Origin of the sequence: Phytohabitans aurantiacus (genome assembly GCF_027923225.1) — a bacterium.
Classification (GTDB): Bacteria; Actinomycetota; Actinomycetes; order Mycobacteriales; family Micromonosporaceae; genus Phytohabitans; species Phytohabitans aurantiacus.
This window is the reverse complement of the sequence record NZ_BSDI01000045.1, coordinates 19,724-45,824: the sequence shown is the minus strand read 5'-3', so window position 1 is coordinate 45,824 and position 26,101 is coordinate 19,724. Positions and strand designations below refer to the sequence as shown.

Sequence of the window (26,101 nt, the reverse complement as noted above, 5' to 3'; positions counted from 1 at the left end):
CCTACGTGCGGCGTGCACATAGGACATACGCGTCCAGCGGGAGCGGCTGCACGGCGACAAGCGCGAATCCGGCCTCGGCCAGCAGGGCGCGGTAGTGCGACTCGGTGCGCTCACGGCCACCGGTGTTGCACAGCATGTGGATGTCCCACGGCACGGCCAGGGAATCGGTCTCGCGGGCTTCCGGGAGCAGGCGCTCGATGATGAGCAACTCGGCGTGCGCGGGCATGTCGCGGGCGCAGGTGGCGAGAATCGTGCGGCACTGCGCGTCGTCCCAGTCGTGCAGGACCCGGGAGAGCAGGTACACGTCGCCGTCGGTGGGGACGGCCTGGGTGAAGTCACCGGCGATGAGGGTGCAGCGATCGGCGACCGGGGCCAGGGTCGACTCGGCGGCGGTCAAGGCGTGCGGGCGTTCCAGCAGAGCCCCCCGCACGCCCGGGTTGGCGGCCAGTACGCGGGAGAGCAGGTCGCCGTTGCCGCCGGCCACGTCGACGACCACGCGCGCGGTGGAGAAGTCGACGGTACGGGCGACCTCGCTGAACATGATGTTGCTGGCAGCCATGGACTGGTGGAACAGGCCGGCGAGGTCGGGATCGGCGGCGAGGTGGGCGAAGTGGTGGGCGCCGAAGACCTTCGCGTAGGACTCCTCGCCGGTGCGGATGGCCTCGGTGAGCGCGGCGAACGCGTGGTAGAACGGGCCCCCGTACATCAACGCGAGAGACCGCATGGAACCCTCCACATCGGAGCGCAGCAGTGCTCCCATCGGGGTGAGTTCGTGGTGGGCCGCTGACGGTTGGACGAGGCCCAGGGCGGTCAGGTAGCGCAGGAGCCTGCCGAGGCTTTCCTGGTCGGTGCCGGTCGCCGCGGCCAGACCCGGCAGGTCGGTGGTGGTGGCGAGGTGGTCGGGGAGGCGCAGTTCGGCGGCGGTCGCGATGGCCTGCGTGGCCCACGCGCCGGTCAGCAGGCGCAACAGCCCGGTGCCGGGCACGGATTCGCGGTGGTGAGCGGCGAGCGGGTGCGCGAACCGGCCAGTACAGGTCAGTTCCAGCCGGCGGAAGGGCGAGCCGGCCCGGCGCCGAGCGCGGAAGTAGAAGACAGACGTGTCCTCGTGGCCGTTGTAGCCGCCACCGTCGGGTTCCAGATGGGCGGCGATCGTGGCGCGGAGCCCGCCGAGCAGTACCGGATCGGGTGGCGTGACGGCGAGCGCGAAGTGATTCTCCCAGCCGCGCAGCCGTTCGTCCGCCGCGATGTGCGCCAGCTCCGCCGGTGTGGCCATGGCGAAGATCTCCAGCTCGCACGGCTGGCCGGTCCGGTCGGTGACGCGGGCGCGCAGGATGCCGACCTCCAACCGCGCGGCGGGTACCGCGTACCGGGCGGCCAGCCGTCCCCGAACCACCACGCTGGGGGTCATGGCGCCGACCTTGATGCCGTGCTCGGCCAGCGTTTCGGGCAGCCCGTCGAGGCTCGTGGGGAAGATGAGGACCGCGGCGTGCGTGAAGCTCGTGTACCTGGCCAGGGCCGCGCGTTCGCCGTCACTGAGCGACGGCATGGTCGCGGCGATGACGGATTCGGTGTCGTTGGCGCCGATGAGCGCCGCGAGGGAGGTGACGCGGGCGAGGTCGTCGGCCGGCGAGGTCATGTCTGTTTCCATTGGTCAGATTCCCACGTAGTGCTCGGCGAAAAGGTTCTGGTGGGCGCGGGAGTCGCGCAGGCTGTCGAGCCGGGCGCGGCGCAGTGCGCGCTGGAAGCCTGCGTCCGGGGCGCCGTCGGCGGGGCCGTGCAGGAGATCGATCATCCAGTGCGAGAACTCCTGCGCCCGCCAGATGCGGGGCAGGCAGGTGCCTGAGTAGCCGGTCAGTGCGCGCTCGTCGGCGCGCACGATGGCGTCCACGAGGGCGTTGGCCAGTACCTTGGCCTCCAGAATCGCCAGGTTGGCGCCCTTGGCCGCCGATGGGCTGATCAGGCTGGCGGCGTCGCCCACGAGAAACAGCCGCTCGTACTGGATGGGGTCGACGACCTCGGAACGCAGGCGCACGATCCGCCGCTCCGTGATCCGGCCCTGCTTCAGCGCCCCGAACCGTTCCACCCGCATCCGGACGGCCAGCTCGGTCCAGATCCGGTCGTCGGTCCAGGACGCGGGGTCGTCGCCGGCCGGTACCTGGAGGTAGTAGCGGGTCACCTCAGGGCTGCGCGCCATGTGGCCGGCGAACCCGTTGTCGTGGATGGCGTACGTGACCGCTGGCATGCTCTGCGCCGCCTCGGCGAGGACGGCCAGCCAGGCCACGCCATGGTCGCGGGCGTGACGGCGGGACAGCGCAGCGGGGATGGCCCCGCGGGTCGCGCCGTGGCTGCCGTCGCAGCCGGCGAGGAACCGTCCGCGGGCATCGTGGATTCCGTTCGCGTCGCGATAGCGCACCGTGGCGGTCCCGGCGTCCACATCGGTGACGGTCGCCTCGAAAGGCACAGGTCCCATGTGGACGTCCGTTGTGGAGCAAACAGGCGGCGAGCCCGTGCTCGGCCAGTACGCGGGCACTGTGCGCGCCGAGGAAGCCGGCTCTGGCTCTGGTCTGGGCCTGCTCGCGGCTGGCGCGTTCCACGATGAGGGTGTCGATCCCGGCCGCTCGCAACAGGTTGCCCAGCACTAGCCCCGCTGGCCCGGCACCCACGATGAGTACCGATGCCTGGTCGATCTTGGTGATCGCGTGCTCCCTTTGCCGGTCGCTTCGGTCAGACTGTTCACGACACGTTGCACTAAGTAGCGGCGACTGTACTGATTGTGGCGGGAGACACGCGGACGCCATTCACTCCAAGGAGTGATCAGGGGTACATTGAAGCGAATCGAGCTTTGGTCCTGGGGAGGCGCCATGCGAGCACGAATCACCATTGCCCTGTCGATTCTCGCGCTGACGGCGAGCACGCTCTTCGCTCCGTCGGCGGCGATGGCGGCCGCCACGGAGTATGTGGCGACGGTGAAAGTCACCGGAGGCGCGGGCAGCGAGAACTACCGCATCCACCTCGTCGAGGCGGCCGACATCGCGGCCGCGTTCGACAGCCTGTCGGGTGCGAGCGACCAGTTCCCGAACGGCCTGATCGACCGCTCAGGTCCTGAGTACAACGTGGGCTACAGCTGGCACATCGACCCGAACGACGTCGAGTTCGCCGACTTCACCATCGAGCTGTGCGACGGGCTGCCGTCCGACGTCGAGAACGGCACCCTGACCAGTGACCGGTACTGCCCATGGAGCGGCCGCGTGGTCGCCATGACCCCGCTCCCGTAGCGCGCCCTCGGGGAGCGGTGAACCCGTTCGCATGACCTGAGATCGGCCCATTTGCGGGTAAACCCAGACGTTGGCGCGCAGTTTGCTGCCGTTTGGTGACGGACCGTAGTCGTCAGGATGTTGTCGTTGCTTCCTGACGGCTGCAGTCTGCAAGTGGGGAAGAGTCGATTGGGGGAGCCATGCGCAAGCGCATCCTGTTCATCGTCCTCGCCTTCCTGGCGTTTCTCGCCGCCACGCTCGTGAGCGTCAGCCCGGCGTCGGCGGCACCGATCAACTGCCCCGGCGGCCAGGTGGCCACCAAGACCGCGGGCGGCTGGGACTGCGTCAACAAGGGCGGCAACACATCGAACGCGGAAGACCCGAAGAACCCGAACGCGGGCAAGGGCACCTTCTAGGTAAGGGGTTCGCGGCCGGTGGGCGGTGTGTGCCATCGTCGCGGGCATGAGTGTGGAACCGACGGCGTGGCGCCGGCCCGGGCCGACCGCCAGACAGCTGCGCAACGACGTCGTCATCGGGGTGGCGGTCGCGGCCGTCGCCCTGTTCAACCTCGTGCTGTCCACGAGCGCCGGCATGTTCTTCGGTGACGACGTGCCGAGCCGCCCGGAGCAGGTCCTGTGGACGCTCGCGGTCACGCTGCCGCTGGCGGTGCGCCGGCGGTGGCCGGCCGCCGCCGCGATCGTGATCTCCATCGCCTTCATCGGCGCGCAGGTCCGCCACTCGCCGGAGCAGCAGATCGCCAACGGTGCCCTCTCCGCCGCCATCTACACGCTCGGCGCGTGGGATCGCGACCGGGCGCGGGCCCGATGGGCGCAGATCGGCATCGTCGCCGCGATGTTCACCTGGCTTGGCATCGCGATCGCCCAGACGGCGGCCGACCTGCCCGCCGACGCCTTCGAGGACGCCGCCGGCCCGCTGGAGCCGCTGCTCGCGACCATCATCAACGGGGTACTGCTGAACGCGCTGTTCTTCGGGTTCGCCATCTTCTTCGGTGAGGCTGCCTGGATCTCCGCCCGCCGCCAGCACCTGCTGGAGGTACAGGCGGAGGAGCTGCGACGGCTGGCGGCGGAGGCCGGCGAGCGCGCGATCATGGGCGAAAGGGTACGTATCGCCCGTGAGCTGCACGACGTGGTCGCGCACCACGTGTCGGTGATGGGTGTGCAGGCCGCGGCCGCACGCCGGGTGATGGAAAAGGACCTGGGCAAGGCCCGCACCGCCCTCGCCGCGGTCGAGCAGGGCGCCCGCACCGCGGTCGAGGAGCTGCGCCGCATGCTCAGCCTGCTGCGGGCGACCGGTGGCACACCGGACGAGCGGCCCACCGGCTCCGGCGTGGACCGCGTCGACGAGTTGGTGAGCAACGCCCGGGACGCCGGGCTCGCGGCGACGCTCGGCGTGTACGGTGAGCCGGTCCCGCTGCCCGAGTCGCTGTCCCAGGCGGCGTACCGGATCGTGCAGGAGGCGGTCACGAACGCGCTCAAGCACGCGAACGCGTCCGCCCTCGACGTGCGCGTGCGGTACCACACCGCCGAGCTGGAGATCGACGTCACGGACGACGGTCGAGGCGCGCCACCGGGCGCGACCGCCGGGGTCGGGCTGGGCCTCATCGGCATGCGGGAGCGTGTCACCGCGCACGACGGCACGCTGGAGGCCGGGTCCCGGGCCGACGGCGGCTATCGGGTACGGGCCCGCTTCCCGCTCGCCCACGCCGAGGCGGTGCCGGCGTGATCCGGGTACTGCTGGCCGACGACCACCACCTGGTGCGGACCGGGTTCCGGGTGATCCTGGAGGCGGAAGACGACGTCGAGGTGGTCGGTGAGGCGGCCGACGGGGCGCAGGCGGTCGACCTCGCGGCCCGCACCGGCCCCGACGTGGTGCTGATGGACGTGGAGATGCCGGGCGTCGACGGGCTGGAGGCAACCCGCCGGATCGTGGCCGCCGACGCCGGTCCCGCGGTGCTGATCCTCACCACGTTCGACCGCGACGACTACCTGTTCTCCGCGTTGCAGGCCGGCGCCAGCGGATTCCTGCTCAAGAACGGCACGCCGGAGGCCCTCGTCGACGCCATCCGCGTGGTGGCCCGGGGCGACGCGCTGCTGGCACCCGAGATCACCCGCCGGGTCATCGCGACGTTCACCAGGCCGGGCGGGGCCACCCGCACCGACGGCGCGCGCCTGTCCGAGCTGACCCCGCGCGAGCACGAGGTACTGGTGCTGCTGGCCAGCGGCGCGACCAACGCCGAGATCGCCGCCGCGCTCTACCTCGGCGAGGCCACGGTCAAGACCCACGTCAGCCGGGTACTGGCCAAGCTGGGCCTGCGCGACCGCACCCAGGCGGTCGTGTTCGCGTACGAGCACAAGGTGGTCACGCCCGGCGGATGAGGCGGGTCCGTCGCGCGACGGACCCCGGTGATCCATCCGGCGCCGGACGCGGCGCCGTGTGGGCCCGCATAGCGTCGAGCCATGACACAGTTGCTCCGTCTCGACGGGCTGAACCGGGCCTTCGGCGGGCGGCAGGCGCTCAAGGACGTCACGTTCGACGTGGCGCCCGGACGGCTGACCGGGTTCGTCGGCGCCAACGGCGCCGGCAAGACCACCGCCATGCGGATCATCCTCGGCGTGCTCGCCGCCGACTCCGGCTCGGTGACCTGGGGCGGCGCCCACCTGACCCGGGAGCATCGGCGGCGGTTCGGCTACATGCCGGAGGAGCGCGGGCTCTACCCGAAGATGACCATCCGGGACCAGCTGACGTACCTCGGCCGGCTGCACGGTCTGACCGCCGGCGCGGTCGCGCGGAACATCACCGGGCTGGTCGACCGGCTCGGAATCGGCGAGCGGGCGGACGAGCAGCTCGAGAAGCTGTCGCTGGGCAACCAGCAGCGCGCCCAGATCGCGGCCGCGCTGGTACACGAGCCGGAGCTGCTGGTCCTCGACGAGCCGTTCTCCGGCCTCGATCCGATCGCCGTGGACACCGTCATGGCCGTGCTGCGCGAGCAGACTGCCCGCGGCGTACCGGTGCTGTTCTCCAGCCACCAGCTCGACGTGGTCGAGCGGCTCTGCGACGACCTGGTCGTCATCGGCGACGGCGCCATCCTCGCCGCCGGCCGCCGCGACGAACTCCGCGCGGCGTTCACCCTGCCCAGGTACGAGATAAGGGTCGACGGCGACGCCGGTTGGCTGCGCGACCAGCCCGGCGTGACCGTGGTCGACCTCGACGGGCCGCGCGCGGTGTTCGACCTTGCCGCCGGACGCGAGAACGAAGCCGCCGGACGCGAGAACGAAGCCGCCGGGACCGAGGACCAGGCCGTACTGCGGGAAGCGCTCGCCCGCGGGCCGGTGCGCGCCTTCGGCCCGGTCGCCCCGTCCCTTGCCGAGATCTTCCGAGAGGTCGCCCGATGACCACGTTCGACACCGTCCGCCTCGTCGCCGCCCGGGAGATCCGGGTTAAGCTGCGCGACAAGGCGTTCCTGTGGAGTACCGGCATCTTCCTGCTGATCGCGATCGCCGGGACCGTCCTGCCCGGCATCTTCGCCGGTGGGCCGCAGTCGGTGGCCGTGGTCGCCGGACCGACCGCGACCGCGCTGACCGACGCCGGCCTCGATGTGCGTACCGTCGCCGACGACGCGGCGGCCGAGCGGCTGGTCCGCGACGGCGACGTCGACGCGGCCGTGGTCGCCGGCCCGCGGGTACTCGCGATGGACGACGAGCCCGACGACGTGGTCGAAGCGCTCAGCCAGCAGCCGGCTGTGCAACTGCTCGACCCGAACGCGGTCGACCCCGTGCTGGCGTTCCTGATCCCGTACGCGTTCGGGTTCGTCTTCTTCGCCACCTCGCTCACGTTCGGCCTGCAGATCGCCCAGAGCGTCACCGAGGAGAAGCAGACCCGTGTCGTGGAGATCCTCATCGCGACGATTCCGGTGCGCGTGCTCCTGGCCGGCAAGGTGATCGGCGGCACCGTGCTCGCGTTCGGGCAGCTCGCCCTGATCACGCTCGTGGGCATGGTCGGCGCCCGGCTGGCCGACGCGCCGGACAATGTGCTGTCGCTGCTCGCCCCGGCGATCGGGTGGTTCATCCCGTTCTTCGTGCTCGGCTTCGTGATGCTGGCGGCGCTGTGGGCCGCCGCCGGCGCGCTGGGCAACCGCCAGGAAGATCTCGCCGGCGCGTCGATGCCCATCCAGATCGCGGTGATGCTGCCCTTCATCGCGGTGATCGTCCTGCAGGACAACCAGACGGCGATGACGATCATGTCGTACCTGCCGGTGTCGGCGCCGACCGCCATGCCGGCCCGGCTGTTCGCCGACGACGCGGCCGCCTGGGAGCCGGTGCTGTCCCTCGGGATCCTGGCGCTGACCGCGGTGGCGATGGTGTTCGTGGGGGCGCGGATCTACGAAGGTTCGCTGCTGCGCACCAACGGCCGCACGAAGATGGCGACCGCCTGGCGCGACCGCGAGGCGGCCCGCCTGGTGGGCTAGGGCCTGTGTTTCAGCCGAAGGGTAGGGCGATGGACTTGAGTTCGACGTACGCGTCGATGCCCTCGGGGCCGAACTCCCGGCCGATGCCGCTGGCCTTGAACCCGCCGAACGGGGAGCCGAAGTCCAGCATGTACTGGTTGATGCCCAGCGTGCCGGTGCGCACCCGCCGGGCGACGTCCAGTCCGTGGTCGACGTCGGCTGTCCACACGGTGCCCGCCAGCCCGTAGTCCGAGTCGTTGGCGATGCGTACCGCGTCGTCTTCGTCCTCGTACGGGATGACGCACAGCACCGGGCCGAAGATCTCCTCGCGGGCGATCCGCATGCCGTTGTCGACCGAGGCGAACAGTGTGGGCCGCACGTACCACCCCGTGTCGAGCCCGTCCGGCATGCCCGGGCCGCCCACGACCAGCCGCGCGCCCTCCTGCTGTCCCACGTGGATGTACGACTCGACGCGCTCCTGCTGGCGGCGGGCCACCATCGGCCCGATGTAGTTCGCCATGTCCAGCGGGTCGCCGACGGTGAGCCCGCCCACCATCTCGGCGACCGCGTCGAGGTACTCGTCGTACCGGTGGCGGGGCGCGAGGATGCGGGTCTGCGCGATGCACGCCTGGCCGCTGTTCATCAGCGAGGCCATCTGCAGGCCCTGCGCGACCTGCGACGGGTCGGCGTCGTCCAGCACGATCGCGGCCGACTTGCCGCCCAGCTCCAGGGTGACCCGGCGCAGGTCCTGCCCGCACAGCGCGGCGATCCGCCGCCCGACGGCCGTCGACCCGGTGAACGCGATCTTGTCGACGCCCGGGTGGCGGACCAGGTGCTCACCGACCTCCCGACCGGCGGGCAGCACGCTGACGACACCCTCGGGCAGGCCCGCCTCGTGCAGGATCTCGGCGAGTACCAGCCCGGACGCGGGCGCTTCCGGAGCCGGTTTCAGCACCACGGCGCAGCCCGCCAGCAGGGCGGGCACGAGCTTGGCCACGGTGACGAAATGCGGGACGTTCCACGGCGTGATCACGCCGACGACGCCCACCGGCTCGCGGCGCACGACCATCGGGTTGCCCAGCGAGCCGAGCCGCTGCTCCTCCCACGCGTAGCCCTCCGCGACGGACAGAAACGCGTCCAGCGCCATCAGGGTCGCGCCGACCTGCCCGACGTGCGAGAACCAGATGGGCGCGCCCATCTCGGTGCTGATCAGCTCCGCGAGCTCCTCCTGGCGGGCCAGGTACGCGGTGGCGAACCGGCGTACCGCGGCGATCCGCTCGGCCGGTTCGGTGCGCGGCCAGGGCCCGGTGTCGAACGCGCGGCGGGCGGCCTCGACGGCCCGGTCCACATCCTGCTCGGTGGCCTCGGGCGTGCTGCCGACGGGTTCTGTGGAATGTGGCGAGACGATGTGGATCCGGCGGTCCGTGGCCGGTGGCGCCCAGTTGCCGCCGACGTAGAGCTCCTTGTACTCCAGCATCGCCGCTCCTCGAGGCTAAACTAGAACGTGTTCTCGTTACTGTATACCGTCAGGTCACCCCCGAGACAGGCACTGTCCAAAAGGTAAGGCGAATGTCGCGGGGGAGCGCGTCTTTGTATCTGCGCGGCCATGTCGCCGGGTGTGCGCCGGCTGCGACAGTCATCAACATGAACGCGATGCGGAAAGGCGGCGGTATCGCCGCCGTGCTGGTCGGGGCGATGGCGGTGTCCGGCTGTGGGGCGGCGGAGCGGGACGGCACCGAGACGGTCGCCGACAGCGGGCCGCCCGCGGCGACGACGGCCGCGGCGAAGCCCACGGAGGTGCAGGTCAACCGCTCCTACTGGTACGGCGGCTTCAAGGTGACCCTTGGAACGGCCCGGCTGTCGCCGGCCGCGACCGGCGGCGACGGGCCACCGGTGGTGGCCATCGACGCGACATTCCAGAACCTCAGCCGGGACCGCGACGACGCCACGCCGACCGAGGACCTGCTCCTGACCAGCGGCTCCGACAGCTATGGCGAGCTGTCGGAGCCGCACGCGGAACTGCCCGAGGTGCCGGCGCAGCGCAGCAAGACCGGAGTGATCGCGATCGAGGTGGACGACAAGTTCGACCTGACGCAGGCGGTGCTGACGGTCGGCGAGCCACGGTTTCGGCAGGCTGTCGTGCCGCTGGCCCGACCGGACGGTGCGATCCTGCTGGAGCCACGGCCGATCAAGGTCGAGGGCCGGGTGTATCCGAGGGGCAGCAGCAAGGAGGTCTTCATCACCGTCACCGGCGGTGAGGTACGCGCCGACGACTGGGCGAATCTCGCGCAGGCGCCCAGCGGTCAGGAGTACGTCTTGATCTCGTTCACGGCCACCAACGAGGGCGCCGCCGGAATGACGTACGTGTTCGACCGGGACCTGACCCTCGTGAAGCCCGACGGCACCAAGGCCGGCAACGCTGGTTCCTGCAGCCGGGCGCAGGTGTACGTCCAGCCAAACTCGACGGTGAAGCCGGATGGGCAGGCGTGCTTCGAGGTCACCGCTCCGGCTGCCGGCGCGTACCGGTTCGTCTGGCTCAACAAGGAGAGCGAAGGTCTGCGGTTCTCCATCGATTGACGGATCTGACCGGCGGTCGCCCGCGCTTACAATTCGCCGGACGGAGCGACCGTGAGGACATCGATGACGCGAGGTGGGGTGGACCCACACGTGCCTACCGGCACGTTGACAGGCTCGGCGGGCGGCGCGCCCGCCGGGCCTTCCCCCGCTGGGCCGCTGCTGCCGGGCGACCCGCGCCGCCTCGGTCCGTACCAGCTCGTCGGCCGCCTGGGCGAGGGCGGTATGGGCACGGTCTTCCTCGGCCGTGACGTCGCCGCCGCCGGTGGCGCACCGGTGGCGATCAAGGTGATCCGCGCCGAATACGCCCGCGACGAGACGTACCGCGCGCGGTTCCGCCGGGAGGCGGAGGCGGCCCGGCGGGTAGCCCGGTTCTGCACCGCGCAGGTGCTCGACGTCGTGCTCGACGGCGACGTGGCGTACCTGGTGACCGAGTTCATCGAGGGCCCGACGCTGGCCGCCTGGATAGCGCAGGACGGCCCGCTTCGCGGGTCCATGTTGGACAGTTTGGCGACCGGGGTGGTCGCCGCGCTCAACGGCATCCACGCCGCCGGCATCGTGCACCGCGACCTGAAGGCCGGCAACGTGCTGCTGTCCCGGCTGGGCCCGAAGGTGATCGACTTCGGGATCGCCCGCACCACGGACCACGCGGTCGCCCGCACCGATTCCGGCCCGCTGATCGGCACGCCCGCCTACATGGCGCCGGAGCAGTTCGACGGGAAGATCACCGCGGCCTCCGACATCTTCGCGTGGGGTTGCGTGATCACGTACGCGGCGACGGGCCGGACGCCGTTCGGCACCGGAACGCCGTACGAGCTGATGCGGCGGGTGATCGCCGACGAACCGGATCTGTCCGGTTTGGAGCCTCGGCTGCGCGACCTGGTCGGTCGTGCCCTGCGCAAGAAGCCGGAGCAGCGGCCCACCGCCCGGGAGCTGCTGCTGGCCCTCGTGGGTGACGCGGGCGACCCGGTACTGGCGACGACCAAGATTCTCGGCGCGACCGACTGGACCCTTGTGGACACGGAGGCGCCAGCGCGCGGCGAGCGGCGCCGGATCCCGTACCGGATGCTGGCCCTGGTCGCGCTCGCCCTCGCGGCCGTGGTCACGGCCGTGGTGCTCCTTCCGGGCCTGGGCAAGCCCGAGGGCGAAGGCGACGGCGCCCAGCCCAGCAGCACGCCGACCGTAAACGGGACCGTCGCGAAGGACACGCTGGCCCCCAGCGCCAGCTCCGATGCGAGCCCCGCCACCTCCGACAACGGCCCCGCCAGCCCCGACAAGAGCCCCACCGCCTCCACCGGTCGCGGCATCAACCTCGACGTCCGCGTGCCGGAGAAAGGCACGGCCACCCTCGGCATCGGTGAGGTGGACACCTACGACCTCGTACTGACCAGCGGCGGCCGGGTGTACCTGCAGGGTGTCGCCGAGGATTGCGCCGCCCACCAGCTGCCGTGGACGCTGACCCGCCGCGGCGGCGGCACCGTCGCCAGCGACAACCTGACGTGCGCGCGGTACGGGCCGCTCCAGCTCGACGCCGGCCGGTACGAGCTGCGGATCGGCGGGCCGGGCGTCGAAGGCCACTATGCGTTTCGGCTGATCCGGGCGTAGGGCTACCGATGAGACATCACCTGGAGGCGTGGACGCCGGCCGGCCCGCAGGTCGTGCCGCTGGACGGCGACCGGCTGACGCTCGGCAGCGCCGACTCCAACGATCTCGCGGTACCCGTCGACCGCAGGCTGTCCCGGTTGCACGCGGTCCTGCAGCGGTACCCGGCCGGGTGGTGCGTGCGAGACCTCGGCTCCCGAAACGGAACCTTTGTCAACGGCCAACGCATCTGGCAGGATCGGGCGCTGGCCGACGGCGACGAGATCCGCGCCGGCTCGTCGCGTTTCGTGTACCGGGCCGGCGCCGGTGCCGCGATCGCCGGCCCGGCCACCGAGGGGGCGGCGTCCGGGCCGGCGCTGACCGCCCGGGAACGGGACGTGCTGATCCAGCTGTGCCGCCCGCTGCTGACCCAGCAGTTGTTCACCGAGCCGGCCTCCAGTCGCGAGATCGCCGCGGCGCTGGTGGTGACCGAAGCCGCGGTCAAGCAGCACCTGCTGCGCCTGTACGAGAAGTTCGGCATCGACGGTGACGGCGACCGGCGGCGGGTCCGGCTCGCCAACGAGGCCATGGCGCGGCTGTCGGTCACGCTCGCCGACCTGCGCGGCTCGTCGGGCGGGCCGGCGTAACTAAAACTGGAACGCGTTCTATTTCCGCCGTACGATGTGCGCATGATTGCGTCCGACGCGGTGATCTGGAACGCCCCTGACGACCCTCATCCGGCCCGCGCCGCCGCGCAGCGCTCCTACTCCGCTGTCGCGCGCGGTGACCTCGACGGATGGCTGTCGGTGTACGCCGAGGACGCGATCCTGGAGGACCCGGTCGGACCGTCCATGTTCGACCCGGAGGGCAAGGGCCACCACGGGCACGAGGGCCTGTCGGCGTTCTGGAAATCGGCGATCGCCCCGGTGGCGAGGTTCGAGTTCACCATCACCGACTCGTTCGCCAACCCGGGCAGCGACACCTGCGCCAACATCGGCACGATCAAAGCGATCCTCGCCGACGGCAGCCACGCCACCACCCACCTGATCATGGTGTACGTCGTCGACCGCGACGGGTTGGTGACCTCGATGAAGGCGTACTGGGAGCCCAACCGGACGATGGCGTCGTTCCGCCCGGCCTGACGCGGCGTCAGGGCTCTTCGGGAGACATCCCGGCGGTCATCTCGGCCACGGTGTGCGCCCGAAGATCGGGATAGGGCTCAGCGGCGACCCGCAGCACGAGATCCTGCACGTACTGCTGAGCCGGTTTGGCGAGCCCGTCGTACACCGCGACGAACACCTCGCGGGCGCGTGCGCGTGGCCAGCCCGGCGGCATGAGCTCGATGGGCAGCATCGGGTCGAGCACGGGGAAGCGGCGGTACATGTCCATCACCTCGGTGCGGGTCCGCACCGCGTCGACTCCGGTGACGTCGCCGGCGGCTATCCGTGGCAGCCACCCGTTCCAGAGGCGGAGGAACTCCTCGTACTGCTGGGCGATCGCCGGCAGGTCCCAGGCGGCTATCGGACTGCGGTTCGCGTCGGTCGGCAGGTCGATGTGGCCCGCGCGGAACAGGCTCATCGACCCCAGCGCCAGCTGCGCGAGCTCGGCGTGTGCCTTCTCCGGCAGCGGGTGCGGCCACACCCACACCCCGTCGTGCAGGGGCGCGAACCCCCACCACCGCAGGTAGGTGCGCAACGCGCGCCGCTGCGTGCTCTCCTGCTCCGGTATGGAGAACGAGACCAGCGTCCACAGCCCGTCCCACGGCTCCGGAGACACGCCGAAGGCGGCGATCGCGCCGCCGCCGTTGGACAGGTCGATCGCGGCGGGCTCGGTCAGCCGGTACGAGCTGTGCCGGCCCTGGCGGCTGCCCTCCAGTACCCCGCGCCGGGCCAGCCTGCTGATCGTCGTGCGCGCCGCGCCGCTGGTGACGCCGAACTCTTCGAGCAGGGCGGCGATCGCCGCTGACGGGAGCCAGGCGCGGGCGGGCATGGTGTAGTCGGCGAGCAGCGTCACCGCCAGGCCCTGCGAGGAACTGCCGGCCTGCCGGCGCGGCAGCCGCGCCGAATCGGCCTCGGGAAAGATCTCCTCGATGTTGAAGGGGCGTACCATGATCCACTTCCGGTGCGCGTCGGGGTGGGAGCCGTTACGACTGTAACGGCTCCCCGACGTCGCTACTTCAGGTACGCGGCAAGGGGGATCTGCTGGTCGCTCAGCGCCTTGGCGACGACTCCGGCGATCTGCCGGGCCCCGGCGGCCTCGAAGTGGGTGTGATCCTGGCAGAAGAAGGCGCCCACCGGGCCGGCGTTGTAGTCGCCGTTGAACGGGCAGAACCCGAGGCGGTTGTAGAGCGTGTAGCTCAGCCGGTGCAGGTCGATGACGGGTACGCCGTTGGCGCTGGCGGCGGAGTTCGTCTCGGTGATGAACCCGCGGTTGCCGACCGCCGTACTGCCCGAGCAGCTGATCGCGGCCACCGGAGTCAGGAAGACGGGGCGGGCGCCGCGCGCCTTCGCCGCGCTGGCCATCACGCCGAGCAGTTGCTGGTACCGCGCGGAACCGACGTGCCGCGGGCAGGCGCTGGTGCCGTCGTTGATTCCGAACTGGATGAGCAGGTAGTCGCCGGCCTTCATGCCGCTGGTGGCATTGAGCATCGCCTGCCAGCGCGTGGAGTACGTATTCGGATTGACGACGCACTCACCGGCGGAGTTCTTGGTGCTGGTGACGTTGGGGTCGTACAGCCACGTCTGGATGCTCCGCCCGCCGATGGCGCTGTTTCGCACGGTGACGTTGCTTTTGAAGTACTGGGCGAACTGGTTGCCCCAGCCGGCCGGGCATACCGCGCCGCCCGATGGATCGGCCATTGTGGAGTCTCCCGCCAGCCAGACCGTGATCGGGGAGGACGAGGGAGGCGCACTTGTCGTCGGGGGTGCGCACGGTGTCGGATTCGGCGTCGGCCCGTCCGCGGTGGTCACTTCGAGATAGTCGATGTTGGCCAGTCCGTCGGCCGCGGTCGGGCTGAACCGGATGGTGTTGCTGCCGGAGTTCACCGAGAGCGTCAGCGTCTTCGTCACCCAGGTGGTCCAGGCGCCGGTGCCTTCGAAGGACACCCCCGCGACGCGCGAGCCGTTGACGACGACATCGGCGGGCCGGACGGTTGTGGTGCCGTTGGCGAAACGGATCCCGAGCGTCGCCGTCCCGGCCGCTGAGGCGTTGACGGTGAACTGCGCGGCGGCCCCGATCGCGTTGTCGGCGTTACAGAATCCGGTACCGGAGAAGCCGGTGTGGTTGGAGTCGATGGTGCCGGCACAGGTCGCCGGCGCGGCCTCAGCCTCGTACCGGGTCGACGCCGCCGCGGCGACGGTGGTGGATACCACCGTCGCCGCGGTCACCAGTGCGGTGGCGCTCGCCAGCGCGGCGGCACAGAAGACGATCGGTCGTGTTCTCATGGCTCTCCCTCTGTGCCGCTGCCACTCAGATGTACTGGTCGAGGATCGGCCGCAGCCGCTGTGCGATCTTCACGTGACCGGCGTCGGACGGGTGGACGTTGTCGGTCGTGTCGCCGGCCACGATCCAGCCGGTCGTGTCGACGAAGCGGACCCTGCTGTCGCCGGCCGCGTTGCGCGCCGCCACGGCGTTGCGGGTCTCGGTCACGTACCGGTTGCGGAACACGCCCATGGCGAAGATCTCCGCGTTGGGGTACGCCTGGCGGAGCCGCTGGAGCATGGTGACGTAGCCCTGCTGGAACTGCGTGGTCGACACGTTGTGGCCGATGTCGTTGGTGCCGAGGTTGATCACGACGGCGGTCGCCTGGTAGGTCGCGAAGTTCCAGTCGTCGGTGGTCGCCGAGGCCGACGAGCGGCGGAACCAGTCCATCATCCCGTAGCAGTCCTGGCTGACCAGGCAGGCGCCGCCCTGGGCGACCTGGGTGTGCGCCGCGCCGAGCCCTTCGGCCGCGAGCCACGGGTACGCGCTGAAGGGCCGGTTGGCGTTGGGCTGGCCGACGGTGATGGAGTCGCCGATGAACTCGACCAGGTTCGCCGGCCTGCTGATCGCTGTGGTCTGCCCGCCGCTGGCGAGGATGAGGCCGCCGAAGACCGGGTCGCCGGTGTACGAGCCGGCCCGTTCCCGATAACCGATCCGGACGGTGTGTGAGCCGCTCGACAGTCCACTGGCGAGGGTGACGTTGCCGGAGACGTTGCGGCGCCACTGCGTCGGCGCACCGTCGATGGAGTAGTGCAGGTCGATGGCGTTTCGTTGGCGTACCCCGATGGAGTTTCCGGTGAAGCGGGCATCGAGGTAGCCGCCGGCCCAGCCCATCGCGTAGTACGCGGAGTTGGACTTGTTCCAGCGGCCGTAGTACTGGATGTTCGCGTCGTTCGGCTGGCCGTTCCCGCCGACCGGGCCGCTACCCACCTCGAAGTCGAGGGCGTCGACGTTCGCCAGGCCGCTCGCGGTGGTCGGGTTGAGCCGGATGGTGTTGGTGCCGGCGTTGACGGGTGCGGTCAGCGTGAGCGTCGTCCAGGTGGTCCAGGCGCCGGTGCCGTCGAAGGACGCTCCGGTGGCGCGGGTGCCGTTGACGAGGACGTCGGCGGGTCGGGCGGTGGTGGTGCCGTTGGCGTACCGGATGCCGAGTGTCGCCGTCCCGGCCGCTGAGGCGGTGACGGTGAACTGTGCGGCGGCCCCGATCGCGTTGTCGGCGTTGCAGAACCCGCTCCCGGAGAAGCCGGTGTGGTTGGAGTCGATGGTGCCGGCACAGGTCGCCGGTGCCGTCTCGGCCTCGTACCGCGTCGGCGCCGCCACCGCGGCGCTTCCGGACAGGACCGTGACGCCGGCGGCGAGCAGGGTGCAGGCGATGAGCGATGACCTGAGTCTCATGGCGTTCTCCGATACCTCACCCGCGTCAACGCAGGTAGCCGACCAGGGACAGGTTGCGTTCGCGGATGCCCTCGACGACGAGGTCGGCCATCCGGCCGGCGCCGTACTCGGAGAAGTGGGTGTTGTCGGTGACGCCGTCGGGTGACTGGCGCAGGAAGAGCTGGGCCGAGTTGGTCGGGCCCATCGACTCGACCAGCGCCTCGCTCTTGGCCGTCAGGTCGATCACCGGCACGCTCATCGAGGAGCCGAGGCTGCGCATCTCGGCGGGCAGGTTGGCGCCGGCGCCGTTGATGTGCAGGGCGGTGCCGTTGAGCTGGTTGCCGTCGAACAGCCGCCGTACCGGCGGGGTGACCAGGACGGGGACGCCACCGCTGGCACGCACCTGGTTGACCATCGTGGTGAGGTTGCTCCGGAACGCCGACGCGCTCGTGGTCTTGTCGTTGTGTCCAAACTGGATCAGCACCAGGTCGTTGGTTTTGATCAGCGGTCGCATCCTGGGGAACAGCGCCGAGTTGCTCAGGAAGCTGCCCGAGCTCTCTCCCGAGTCGCCGTAGTTGGCGATGACCGCGCGGCCCGACACGCGCGTGGTCAGGAGCTGCCCCCACCCGGTGTACGGGGCGGTCGCCTGGTCGCAGACCGTGGAGTCGCCCGCCAGGTACACCACGAGCGGGTTGCTGGCCGGCTGCACGGTCAGGCCGGACAGTCGGGGTGCCGATCCGGCGAACGTGATGTCCAGGCCGGCGTTGCCGGTGCCGCCCTGTCCGGTCGGCTGGCCTTCCGGCTGCCGCACGTTGATCGTGAACGTGTACGGCGTGACCGTGCCGGACGCGGTGGAGATGGCCGGCAGGATCCGGCGGCGGGCCTCCACGGACATCGAGGTGTTACCGGCCGAGGCGGGGTCGCCGATCCACGCGGTCACCGTGTAGTTGCCGGGCGAGACGGGGAAGCGGCAGGTGATCGGCGACGTGCCGGTGCACTGGGGTGGCCGGCCAGGCGGAGACGCGGTCGCCGAGGGCGACGACGTGGGCGGTGTGCCGCCGACTTCGAAGTCGACGTAGTCGATGTTCGCCAGGCCGAGTGCCGTGGTCGCGCTCAGCCGGATCGTGTTGCTGCCGGCGTTGACCGGCACGCTGACGGTCATCGTCGTCCAGGTCGTCCAGGCGCCCGTGCCGCCGAACGCGACAGCGGACCGGGCGGTCGCGCCGTTGACGAGGATGTCGGCCGCGCGGTTGTCGGCGGTGCCGTTGGCGTACCGGATCCCGACGGTGGCGGTGCCGGCCGCCGACGCGGACACGGTGAACTGCGCGGCCGCGCCGACCGCGTTGTTGCTGTTGCAGAAGCCGGTGCCGGAGTACCCGGTGTGGTTGGACTCGACCCAACCGTCGCATGTGGCCGGTGCCGTCTCGGCCTCGTAGCGGGTCGCCGCCGCCGAGGCGACGTTGACGGTGGCGACCGCGGCGGCGACGGCCACCGCCGCGCAGGCGGAGAGCAGAGCGGCGCGCCGCCTACGTGTGCGCCGCCCTGACGTGAATCGTTTCATCAACGCGTCCGGCGTGGTCGGTGCCTTGATCATCTGTAGCTGCTCCCGTCGACTCGGGCTGTGCGTCAAACAGTGTCGCGATCAAGCGGGCAACTGTCAATCGATGTATCTAAACTTCTAGTTTCCGGCGTCCACGCCGGTGACCTTCCAGATCCGGCCGTTCGCCTTGGCGAGCAGGTACAGCTCACCGGCCCGGTCGGTGCCGAGCCGCAGGTCGACGCGCGCGTCGCCGGCCAGCGAGGCCATCGTGGTCGGGGTACCCGTGGCAGTGACGACGCGCAGTTGGTACAGCGGTGCGAGTCCGCCGCCGCGGACCATCCGGGCCTCGTCGGTGTAGAAGACGCGGCCGTCGACGATGTCGCCGAACACGTACTTGCCGCGCAGTGCCGGCAGGGCGGTGCCGCGGTAGACGAAGCCGCCCACGATGGCCTTGCCGGCGTCGTCGCCGCACGGGATGGTGGCCGCGTTGTGGTCGTACGCCGCGACCGGGTAGTCGTAGCCGAACCGCGCGTCGTCGGCGGGCAGCGGGTACAGGTTGCACGGCTCGCGCCGGTCGAAGACCCAGGAGCCTTCCCGTTCGCTCCAGCCGAGGTTGTCGCCGGCTCGCAGGTCGTAGACGCCCTCGATGTCGTGCTCGCCGATGTGGCCGAGGAACATCCGTCGCGTGCCGCCGGTGTCCCAGCTGAACCGGTGCGGGTCGCGCATGCCCAGCGCGTAGATCTCGCCCAGCGCGCCGCTGGTGCCGGCGAAGGGATTCACCGCCGGTACGCCGTACCGGCCGTTGGTGCTGTTCGTGCCCCGCGGGTCGATGCGCAGGATCTTGCCGTGCGGGACATTGAGCTGTTGCGGCACCGTCGTGCTGCTACCGCGGCCGCCGTCGCCGACCGCGACGTACAGCAGGCCGTAGTCGGTGCCGCCGGGTGCCGCGTTGGGGTTGAAGTCGATTTGCTGGATGGCGTGTATGTAGCTGGCGAACCCGATTCGCAGCAGCGTGCGGCGGGTGCCGCTGAACGACAGGGCCGCTGGATTCGTGGCCGTCCACTCTGTCAGGACACTGTGGATGACCGCACCGGATTGGGTCCAGTCCGGGGCGATCGAGCCGAGCGCGCCGAGCGCCTCGGTGTGCGTGGTGTAGAAGCGGCCGTTGGTGGCGAACTCGGGGTGGAAGGCCACGAAACCAAAGCCGCTGCCCAAACCCTTGCCGGAGAAGAAGTTCGCACCCACGGTCGCGGCCACGTCGAGGTAGACGCTCGGCGTGCCGCCGGTCGGCGGCAGCGTGTACAGCCGGCCGTTGAGGTCGGGCGTGAACAGCAGGCTGGAGCCGGGAACCTGCCCGAGATAGTTGATGCGGGCGGTGCGCATCATCCGCGGGTCGGTCGGCGCGGGCACCGGGTTCGACTGCGGGAACCGCGCGAACTCGGTCAGGACCAGACCCAGCTGGGCCTGGATCGGTGCCTGCGGGATCGGGTCGGAGATCGGTGTGCGGGGCGGCACCGACCCGGTGGGGGAGACGGTCGGAGAAACGGTGGGAGACGGCGAGCCCGGCAGACCGTCGTCATAGGACAGTGAGTCGATGTTGGCCAGGCCGCGCGCTGTCGTGGCCGCGAGCCGCACCAGGTTGGCGCCCGCCGTCAGGGGAGCGCTCACCGTCTGCGTGCGCCAGGTCGTCCAGCGGCCGGTCGGGGGAAACTGCAGGGTCGCCCGCACGGTGCCGTTTCCCGCGACAGTCGCCGGGCGGTTGACGCGGGAGCCGTTGGCGTACCGGATGACCAGTGTCCGCGTTCCGGCGGCCGGCGTGCGAACGTCGAACTCGACGGCGGCGCCGACCGCGGCGGCGCTGTCGACGTAGCCGGTGCCGGTGAAGCCCGCGTAGGCGTTTTCGACGATGCCGTCGACGATCCTTGCCTGCTCCGCCTCGTACCGCACCTCGGCGGCCGCGGCCTGATGGTGGTCAGGGGCCGCCACGAGGGCGACCAGCGCGACTGCCACCACGCCTATCCCGACCGATGTGCGGACCGACGGGTTCATCGTGCCTCCAGGACAGGTCGGGCGCGCCGGCCGGGCGGGCGGCCGGCGCGCTCGACGGTTGGGGGTGTCAGCGGACGTGGATGTTGGGCTGCGGCGGGGTGCTCATGCCGTTGCCGAGGAAGAAACTGGGGTGCGGCGGCTGGTTGTACGCGGTGTTCTGCCAGGCGATCGCGACCCGGTACTGGGCGTCGTGCATCAGCGTCCAGATCCGCCGGTCGGTCTGGGTGGGTGTGCTGTAGACGCGCAGCGCGTTGTTGTCGTCCCGAGGCAGGATGATCTCCTCGCGCCAGTCGCCGAACAGGTCACCGGACAGCGACGGGGTCGACTTGGTGCCGTTGACCGAGTGCGCGCCGGAGCCGGTGAGCAGGCGGGTGTCGCCGCCGGTGCCGTACTTGTCGACGTGGTTGCCGTCCAGCAGTTCGCGAACCGGGTCGCCGTCCCACCAGGCGAGGAAGTTGTAGCTGCCCGGGTTGCGCCCGACGCTGCCGCCGGAGGAGTTGAACAGGTTGCCCAGTCCGGTGCCGGTGCCCCAGAACTCGGCGCCGGCGTTTCCGGCGTACACGTCGCCGGCCACACCGCGGGCCGGGCCCTCGCAGCCGCAGCTGTTGTTCTTCTGCATGATGATCGAGCCGTTGTTGGCGTCCCGCAGGGTGGCGGACGCGCCGGAGCTCTGCTCGTGGATCTGCCAGATCTCCTTGCCGGCGCGGCTTGTCACGAAGTCACCGACGTGCAGGGCGTCACCGTGGGCGTAGAAGCTGGTCGTGTACCGGCCGGTGCCGTTGGCGTTGATGGTCATGCCGCCGTAGATGACCTCGTCGGTGCCGTTGCCGTCGACGTCCGCGATGGACAGTGAGTGCGTGCCGCGACCCGTCCACGAACTGCCGGCGCTGCTGGAGTCGAACTTCCACCGCATCGTCAGCTGGCCGTTGCGGAAGTCGTAGGCGGCGATCGCGCTCTTGGCGTAGTAGCCGCGCCCCATGATCAGCGAAGGCCGCTGGCCGTCCAGGTACGCCGTGCCGGCCAGGAACCGGTCGCCGCGGTTGCCGTAGTTGTCACCCCAGTCGTTGATGTTTCCACGGGCGGGCTGGAAGGCCACTGTGGACAGCACGGCGCCGGTGAGACCGTTGAACATCGTCAGGTACTCCGGGCCGGTGATGATGTATCCGTCGGAGTTACGGTGCAGGGCGCTGCCGTTGCCGATCGTCTGCCCGGTGCCGGAGATGCTGCCGTCACCGGTTTTGACGGCCAGTTCGGCGCGGCCGTCACCGTCGTAGTCGTACACCTGGAACTGGGTGTAGTGCGCGCCGGCCCGGATGTTGCGGCCCAGGTCGATGCGCCACAGCCGGGTACCGTTGAGCCGGTAGGCGTCGATGTAGACGTTGCTGGTCACCCCGGACTGCGAGTTGTCCTTCTGGTCGCTCGGGTCCCACTTGAGGAAGATCTCGTACTGGCCGTCGCCGTCCGCGTCACCGACGCTGGCGTCACCGGCGGTGTAGTTGCTGCCGGGCCGGGAGATCGGCACGTCCAGGTAGTTGCCGCCGGTGAAACGCAGCGACTGCTCCGAGGCCGCCTGCTCGACGCCGTCCACGACCGCGCGCACGGTGTACGAGGCGTCGGCCGCGGCGCCGGAGTCCAGGTAGTTCGTGGAGTTGGTGACCGGCGCCGAGTTCACCTTCGTCGAGCCGCGGTACACGTTGAACCCGGTCGACATCGACTCGTACCCGAGCAGCCGCCACGAGACGAGGTTGCCGCTGCCCGAGCGCACGCTGACCAGGCCCCGGTTCAGATCCTCCATCTGCTTACCCGACCCAGTCGGCGGCGGTGAGCTGGGCGGCGGTGTGGTGGGTTCGCCGCCACCGACCTCGACATCCAGGTAGTCGATGTTGGCCAGGCCCAGCGCCGTGGTCGCGGACAACCGGATCGTGTTGCTGCCCGCGTTGACCGGCACGCTGACGGTCGCCGTCGTCCAGGTCGTCCACGCGCCGGTGCCGTTGAACGCGGCGCCCGGCTGCACGACCGTCCCGTTGACCACGATGTCGGCCGCCCGGTTGTCGGAGGTGCCGTTGGCGTACCGGATCCCGACCGTCGCCGTGCTGGCCGCCGACGCCGACACCGTGAACTGCGCAGCCGCGCCGACCACATTGCTGCTGTTGCAGAAGCCGGTGCCGGAAAACCCGGCATGGTTGGAATCGATCGTGCCCGCACACGTCGCCGGTGCCGTCTCGGCCTCGTAACGCGTCGCCGCGGCGGAGGCCACGGTCACCACCGCGACCGCGGCACCGACCGCCGTGGCCGCGCACGCGGACAGCAGCGCGACGCGCCGTCTACGCAAAGACATGGTTATCTCCAAACGATACTGGGAGCGCTCACAGTCGATCACTGCCGATCAGGGCGAGCATGGATCTGTGTGCCCTGTTGAACTGCTCGACCATCGCAGTGGCCGGTTGTGAGCGCTCCAACCTGATCAGGTTGTGCATCAGACAGTGTTGCCGTCGAGCAACGAGCTGTCAATCGATGATTATCGACGGCCTCAGCCGCGGTGGTGTCGAGGGCGGCTCAACCTCGGGCCGGAAGGGACGAGACATCCCGGCGGGCACGCCGGCCAATGCCGGCCGCCAGCCGGTCAAGACCAAGCAGGATCATCCCGAGTACGGTGAACTCGACGGTCAGGATCGCGAACTGGCCGAACACCCAGTCGTAGCCCCGCTCGGTGGGGTCCAGGAAGTAGTACGGGTACGGGGTGTCGAAGCCCGGATAGACCGCCGCCCGGCCGAGCGCCACCAGGGCGTACCCCAACGGGTACAGCAGCCACAGCGGCAGGTCGGTGTAGGGCACCACGCGGTGCGGCGCAAACACCAGCCAGTCCAGCAGCACCATGCCGGGCACGAGATAGTGCAGGGCGAAGGTGGACCAGTTCGCGAACAGGTTCCCGCTCTCGACCAGGCCGGGCAGCGGGTTCGCACCATGGTTGAGCAGGATGTGCGCCACCAGGCCGGTGATCATGATCCAAAGCGTGACCGCGCCGCGCAACCGGGGTGCCGCCGGCGCCGGATCACCCCGGCGGACCATCCAGTAGACGCTCGCGCCGAAGTAACCCAGCACGATCAGGTTGCTCTGCACCGTGAAGTAGACCAGCGAACTTGAGTGGAAGGTCAGCCCGAAGCACGCGGCCAGCACGATGCCCACCCGCCACCAGAGCGCCGGCCGTACCCAGATCGACATGTCCACCATCCGCCGTCACGATCGCAGAGCACCCGTACCGTACCCGGCCCTTCGGAGCGCATCGCCTTCCAACCGCGCCCACGCCCCGGTCGTGTTACGTCCAGAGGCATTGAGGGGAGTGGGGGCCATTGGACCGGTTCGACGGATTTCGGGACTTTCTCGCCGCACATACGGAGACGTGGTCGCGGCTGGCGTACGTCCTGGCCGGCAGTCATGCCGCCGCCGAGGACCTGTTGCAGAACGCCCTGCTGAAGGCCGCGCGCCGGTGGCGCACCATCTCCGGGTACGACCAGCCGGAGGCATTCGTACGCAAGGTGATGTACCACGAGGCGATCTCGCTGTGGCGGCGCCGGCAGCGGTACGACGAGTTGCCGGTGGAGCGGCTGCCGGAGAGGCCGGTGGGCCACGAGGCCGACGGCACCGTGCGCCGCGTCGCGCTTCAGCAGGCGTTGGCGCGGCTGACGCCACGGCAGCGGGCCGTGCTGGTGCTCCGCTTCTACGAGGACCGCCCGGTCGCCGAGGCCGCCCAGATCCTGGGGTGCTCGGAGGGGACCGTGAAGAGCCAGACGGCCCATGCGCTGGGCCGCCTGCGCACGCTCGCGCCACATCTGGCCGAACTCATCACCGAGGAGGTATAGCGATGACCGACCTGCACGAGCACTTCGCCGCGATCGCCGACGAGGCCAAGCACTACGACGTCGGGAACTCCGTCATCCGGGTCGCGCGCCGGCGCCAGCGGATGGTCCGGCTGGCGCCGGTCGCTGTGGCGGCGGCGGCCGCGCTGGCGGTGGCGGCGGTCTGGGTACCGCTCACCGGCAGGTCCGGGGGCGACTCGGTCACCGGCGTCGACGCCGCCGGGCCGGCCGGGCGCGCGGTCGTGGACTGGATACCCGACAAGTGGACGGTGCCCACGTCGGCGCTCCCATTGCCCGCCGATCGGCCGGTCGGCGCCGGTGCGCTGGTCTACGCGCCCTGCCCCGCGACGCGGGAACGGTGCCCGGACAACTTCCTGCTGACCCGCTCCGGCGAGCAGTACAAGCTTCCCGGCGAGCTCGCCGGCCTGTCGCCGGACGGCCGCTGGCTGGTGTCCGGGCCGGAGGGCGCCCGCACCCTCCGCGACCTGACCGGCACTGGCAGCCGGCCGTTGGGCGACGTGACGGTGGCCGCCTGGTCCCCGGACGGCGGCCTGCTCGTACTCGAGCCGAACGCGCCCGGCGTCAACCCCGCGAGCGTGACCGTCATGACGCTGGCGTCCGGGCAGAGCAGGCAGGTGCCGATCCACGACCCTGACGACTGGGCGGTGCGGGACGTCTTCCCGTCCGGCGACCTCCTGCTGGTTCCGCGCCGCGACTACGACCGTGGCGGCAACGACGGCACGCCGATGCCGTCGCTGACCGGTCCGGATCGGAGCGGCGGGGATCCCGGCTTCTTCCTGGCCGTCGCCGACGGCGTCACCGGCGAGCAGCGAGGTCTCGACGTGCCGTTGACCGGCGACGCGCTCGCCGAGGGCGAGCAGATCAGCACGGGTCCGGCGATGCCCCTCGTCATCGACCCGGCCGGCCGGACGCTGTACTACCAGCTCATTCGCGACGGCTCCAGCCCGATCGCCGGCGACCTGCTGGCGCTGTCGACCAAGGGCGAGGTCCTGGAGCGGTACCGGCTGCCGGCCGGACGCGACGCCGGTGAGCGCCGGCTCCTCGCGGTCCGCCAGGAGGGTGTACTGCTCGCGGCCCATCGGGCCGGTGTACTCACCGTGGAGTTGCTCGATCCGGACAGCGGCGAGCGCCAAGTGGTCGCCACGGCACCGGCCGACTGTCGCGTCCTCCTGCCCGGCACCGTGAGCTGGCAGATGATGTAGCGAACGAAGCGCGGTGGTCAGCGTGCCGATGATGGATCGCAGGTCGCTGGAGCGCCGCCCGGCGTACGCCGACCACATGCGCCGGGTCCCGGCTCTGCTCCCGTCACCGCGCGCGACCAACCTCCGCGGGCGCGGCTAGCCGGTGCCGTCAGACGGAGACCGCTGTGCCCCGGCCGGCCAGCGCCCCCGCGAACTCGCCTCCCAGCCGCTCCCGCAGCACCGCGAGCCCGCGGAACGTCTGCGCCTTCACGTTGCCCGCGGAGCACCGCATCGCGGCCGCCACCTCTTCGACCGGCATGTCACACAGAAAGCGCATGACCAGTACCGTGCGCTGCCCCTTCGGCAATTCCGCCAGGGCGCGCATCACCAGGTCACGGTCCTCCACCGAGCTGTCGCCCGCCGTGCCGCGCTCGGGTGTGGCCGACATCAGCCACACCTTCGACCAGGCCAGCCGCCGCTCGTCGATGAACGTGCGCACCAGCATGCGGTGCACGTAGGAGTCGATCTTGTCGGCGGCACGGGCGCGGGCCCAGTGCACGTAGAGCTTTGTCACCGTCGTCTGCACCAGGTCGTCGGCGCGGTGTTCGTCGCCGCACAGCAGGTACGCCGCACGGTGCCACTGGGCGAGCCGCGCCGACACGTAATCGACGTACTCCTGCGTATCCCGGTCGCCTTTCGGCATGGCGTCACCGCGCACCCAGACTCCT

At 70.6% G+C, this 26,101-nt stretch carries 22 protein-coding genes and 1 pseudogene; 12 read left to right on the top strand and 11 right to left on the bottom strand.

All coding sequences use genetic code 11. From position 1 onward, the window contains the following. Position 1: 1 nt before the first annotated feature. Positions 2–1,636 (bottom strand): methyltransferase, encoded by a 1,635-nt coding sequence (locus QMG73_RS33765; protein WP_281902563.1) that lies wholly within the window; start codon positions 1,634–1,636, stop codon positions 2–4. 15 nt (positions 1,637–1,651) lie between these two features. Continuing rightward, positions 1,652–2,798: pseudogene (locus tag QMG73_RS33760) on the bottom strand (FAD-dependent monooxygenase). Positions 2,799–2,861: 63 nt separating this feature from the next. On the opposite strand from QMG73_RS33760, the gene QMG73_RS33750 reads away from it, so the two are divergent. The 6 genes from QMG73_RS33750 to QMG73_RS33725 all read left to right on the top strand — a co-directional run bounded on the left by QMG73_RS33750 (position 2,862) and on the right by QMG73_RS33725 (position 7,740). After that, positions 2,862–3,275: a BP74-related protein gene (locus QMG73_RS33750; protein WP_281902560.1), complete on the top strand. Its 414-nt coding sequence runs from the start codon at positions 2,862–2,864 to the stop codon at positions 3,273–3,275. Between the two features lie 179 nt (positions 3,276–3,454). Beyond that, entirely contained in the window at positions 3,455–3,670 is a 216-nt protein-coding gene (locus QMG73_RS33745) for a hypothetical protein (protein WP_281902558.1), read from the top strand. Between the two features lie 46 nt (positions 3,671–3,716). After that, positions 3,717–4,997: a sensor histidine kinase gene (locus QMG73_RS33740; RefSeq protein ID WP_281902557.1), complete on the top strand. Its 1,281-nt coding sequence runs from the start codon at positions 3,717–3,719 to the stop codon at positions 4,995–4,997. Beyond that, positions 4,994–5,650 (top strand): response regulator, encoded by a 657-nt coding sequence (locus QMG73_RS33735; protein ID WP_281902556.1) that lies wholly within the window; start codon positions 4,994–4,996, stop codon positions 5,648–5,650. The genes QMG73_RS33740 and QMG73_RS33735 overlap by 4 nt, the downstream gene beginning before the upstream one ends. 81 nt (positions 5,651–5,731) lie before the next feature. Beyond that, positions 5,732–6,667: an ABC transporter ATP-binding protein gene (locus QMG73_RS33730; RefSeq protein ID WP_281902554.1), complete on the top strand. Its 936-nt coding sequence runs from the start codon at positions 5,732–5,734 to the stop codon at positions 6,665–6,667. After that, a complete protein-coding gene (locus QMG73_RS33725) occupies positions 6,664–7,740 on the top strand; it encodes an ABC transporter permease (RefSeq protein WP_281902552.1) in 1,077 nt (358 codons plus the stop codon). The genes QMG73_RS33730 and QMG73_RS33725 overlap by 4 nt, the downstream gene beginning before the upstream one ends. Before the next feature lie 10 nt (positions 7,741–7,750). Here QMG73_RS33725 and QMG73_RS33720 read toward each other — a convergent pair whose 3' ends face one another. Beyond that, positions 7,751–9,196, bottom strand: a complete 1,446-nt coding sequence (locus QMG73_RS33720; protein ID WP_281902550.1) for an aldehyde dehydrogenase — start codon at positions 9,194–9,196, stop codon at positions 7,751–7,753. Positions 9,197–9,363: 167 nt separating this feature from the next. Between QMG73_RS33720 and QMG73_RS33715 the strand changes: the two genes are divergently transcribed. The 4 genes from QMG73_RS33715 (at position 9,364) to QMG73_RS33700 (ending at position 13,016) form a co-directional block, all read left to right on the top strand. Next, positions 9,364–10,296, top strand: a complete 933-nt coding sequence (locus tag QMG73_RS33715) for a hypothetical protein (protein WP_281902547.1) — start codon at positions 9,364–9,366, stop codon at positions 10,294–10,296. Positions 10,297–10,386: 90 nt separating this feature from the next. Beyond that, positions 10,387–11,898, top strand: coding sequence for a serine/threonine-protein kinase (locus tag QMG73_RS33710; RefSeq protein ID WP_281902544.1), 1,512 nt, complete (start codon positions 10,387–10,389; stop codon positions 11,896–11,898). An 8-nt stretch (positions 11,899–11,906) separates the two neighbouring features. Then, entirely contained in the window at positions 11,907–12,521 is a 615-nt protein-coding gene (locus QMG73_RS33705; protein WP_281902542.1) for an FHA domain-containing protein, read from the top strand. Positions 12,522–12,563: 42 nt separating this feature from the next. Then, positions 12,564–13,016, top strand: coding sequence for a nuclear transport factor 2 family protein (locus QMG73_RS33700; RefSeq protein ID WP_281902539.1), 453 nt, complete (start codon positions 12,564–12,566; stop codon positions 13,014–13,016). Between the two features lie 7 nt (positions 13,017–13,023). Here QMG73_RS33700 and QMG73_RS33695 read toward each other — a convergent pair whose 3' ends face one another. The 7 genes from QMG73_RS33695 to QMG73_RS33665 form a co-directional block, all read right to left on the bottom strand. Beyond that, positions 13,024–13,983, bottom strand: a complete 960-nt coding sequence (locus QMG73_RS33695) for a PaaX family transcriptional regulator (protein ID WP_281902538.1) — start codon at positions 13,981–13,983, stop codon at positions 13,024–13,026. 62 nt (positions 13,984–14,045) lie between these two features. Beyond that, entirely contained in the window at positions 14,046–15,317 is a 1,272-nt protein-coding gene (locus tag QMG73_RS33690) for an SGNH/GDSL hydrolase family protein (RefSeq protein ID WP_281902536.1), read from the bottom strand. A 25-nt stretch (positions 15,318–15,342) separates the two neighbouring features. Continuing rightward, positions 15,343–16,746, bottom strand: coding sequence for a GDSL-type esterase/lipase family protein (locus QMG73_RS33685; protein ID WP_281902533.1), 1,404 nt, complete (start codon positions 16,744–16,746; stop codon positions 15,343–15,345). Positions 16,747–16,771: 25 nt separating this feature from the next. Next, a complete protein-coding gene (locus QMG73_RS33680) occupies positions 16,772–18,319 on the bottom strand; it encodes a GDSL-type esterase/lipase family protein (protein WP_281902530.1) in 1,548 nt (515 codons plus the stop codon). Between the two features lie 84 nt (positions 18,320–18,403). Next, positions 18,404–20,314, bottom strand: a complete 1,911-nt coding sequence (locus tag QMG73_RS33675) for a PQQ-dependent sugar dehydrogenase (RefSeq protein WP_281902528.1) — start codon at positions 20,312–20,314, stop codon at positions 18,404–18,406. Between the two features lie 67 nt (positions 20,315–20,381). Beyond that, entirely contained in the window at positions 20,382–22,652 is a 2,271-nt protein-coding gene (locus QMG73_RS33670; protein WP_281902526.1) for a rhamnogalacturonan lyase family protein, read from the bottom strand. 218 nt (positions 22,653–22,870) lie between these two features. Then, on the bottom strand, positions 22,871–23,536 hold the full coding sequence (locus QMG73_RS33665; RefSeq protein ID WP_281902524.1) for a Pr6Pr family membrane protein: 666 nt from the start codon (positions 23,534–23,536) through the stop codon (positions 22,871–22,873). Between the two features lie 128 nt (positions 23,537–23,664). Here QMG73_RS33665 and QMG73_RS33660 point away from each other — a divergent pair, with 128 nt between their 5' ends. After that, a complete protein-coding gene (locus QMG73_RS33660) occupies positions 23,665–24,174 on the top strand; it encodes a SigE family RNA polymerase sigma factor (protein ID WP_281902522.1) in 510 nt (169 codons plus the stop codon). Positions 24,175–24,176: 2 nt separating this feature from the next. Continuing rightward, positions 24,177–25,394, top strand: a complete 1,218-nt coding sequence (locus QMG73_RS33655; RefSeq protein ID WP_281902520.1) for a WD40 repeat domain-containing protein — start codon at positions 24,177–24,179, stop codon at positions 25,392–25,394. 148 nt (positions 25,395–25,542) lie between these two features. On the opposite strand, the gene QMG73_RS33650 is transcribed toward QMG73_RS33655, so the two are convergent. After that, complete coding sequence (locus QMG73_RS33650; protein ID WP_281902518.1) at positions 25,543–26,091, bottom strand: SigE family RNA polymerase sigma factor; 549 nt, start codon at positions 26,089–26,091, stop codon at positions 25,543–25,545. Between the last annotated feature and the right edge of the window lie 10 nt (positions 26,092–26,101).

What these genes read in the sequence shown, in the direction of transcription:
- QMG73_RS33765 (WP_281902563.1), bottom strand. Translation starts at nt 1,636, where the DNA reads ATGACCTCGCCGGCCGACGACCTCGCCCGCGTCACCTCCCTCGCGGCG.
- QMG73_RS33680 (WP_281902530.1), bottom strand. Translation starts at nt 18,319, where the DNA reads ATGATCAAGGCACCGACCACGCCGGACGCGTTGATGAAACGATTCACG.
- QMG73_RS33750 (WP_281902560.1), top strand. Translation starts at nt 2,862, where the DNA reads ATGCGAGCACGAATCACCATTGCCCTGTCGATTCTCGCGCTGACGGCG.
- QMG73_RS33675 (WP_281902528.1), bottom strand. Translation starts at nt 20,314, where the DNA reads ATGAACCCGTCGGTCCGCACATCGGTCGGGATAGGCGTGGTGGCAGTC.
- QMG73_RS33700 (WP_281902539.1), top strand. Translation starts at nt 12,564, where the DNA reads ATGATTGCGTCCGACGCGGTGATCTGGAACGCCCCTGACGACCCTCAT.
- QMG73_RS33655 (WP_281902520.1), top strand. Translation starts at nt 24,177, where the DNA reads ATGACCGACCTGCACGAGCACTTCGCCGCGATCGCCGACGAGGCCAAG.
- QMG73_RS33720 (WP_281902550.1), bottom strand. Translation starts at nt 9,196, where the DNA reads ATGCTGGAGTACAAGGAGCTCTACGTCGGCGGCAACTGGGCGCCACCG.
- QMG73_RS33690 (WP_281902536.1), bottom strand. Translation starts at nt 15,317, where the DNA reads ATGAGAACACGACCGATCGTCTTCTGTGCCGCCGCGCTGGCGAGCGCC.
- QMG73_RS33745 (WP_281902558.1), top strand. Translation starts at nt 3,455, where the DNA reads ATGCGCAAGCGCATCCTGTTCATCGTCCTCGCCTTCCTGGCGTTTCTC.
- QMG73_RS33665 (WP_281902524.1), bottom strand. Translation starts at nt 23,536, where the DNA reads ATGTCGATCTGGGTACGGCCGGCGCTCTGGTGGCGGGTGGGCATCGTG.
- QMG73_RS33695 (WP_281902538.1), bottom strand. Translation starts at nt 13,983, where the DNA reads ATGGTACGCCCCTTCAACATCGAGGAGATCTTTCCCGAGGCCGATTCG.
- QMG73_RS33730 (WP_281902554.1), top strand. Translation starts at nt 5,732, where the DNA reads ATGACACAGTTGCTCCGTCTCGACGGGCTGAACCGGGCCTTCGGCGGG.
- QMG73_RS33670 (WP_281902526.1), bottom strand. Translation starts at nt 22,652, where the DNA reads ATGTCTTTGCGTAGACGGCGCGTCGCGCTGCTGTCCGCGTGCGCGGCC.
- QMG73_RS33725 (WP_281902552.1), top strand. Translation starts at nt 6,664, where the DNA reads ATGACCACGTTCGACACCGTCCGCCTCGTCGCCGCCCGGGAGATCCGG.
- QMG73_RS33705 (WP_281902542.1), top strand. Translation starts at nt 11,907, where the DNA reads ATGAGACATCACCTGGAGGCGTGGACGCCGGCCGGCCCGCAGGTCGTG.
- QMG73_RS33740 (WP_281902557.1), top strand. Translation starts at nt 3,717, where the DNA reads ATGAGTGTGGAACCGACGGCGTGGCGCCGGCCCGGGCCGACCGCCAGA.
- QMG73_RS33685 (WP_281902533.1), bottom strand. Translation starts at nt 16,746, where the DNA reads ATGAGACTCAGGTCATCGCTCATCGCCTGCACCCTGCTCGCCGCCGGC.
- QMG73_RS33715 (WP_281902547.1), top strand. Translation starts at nt 9,364, where the DNA reads ATGAACGCGATGCGGAAAGGCGGCGGTATCGCCGCCGTGCTGGTCGGG.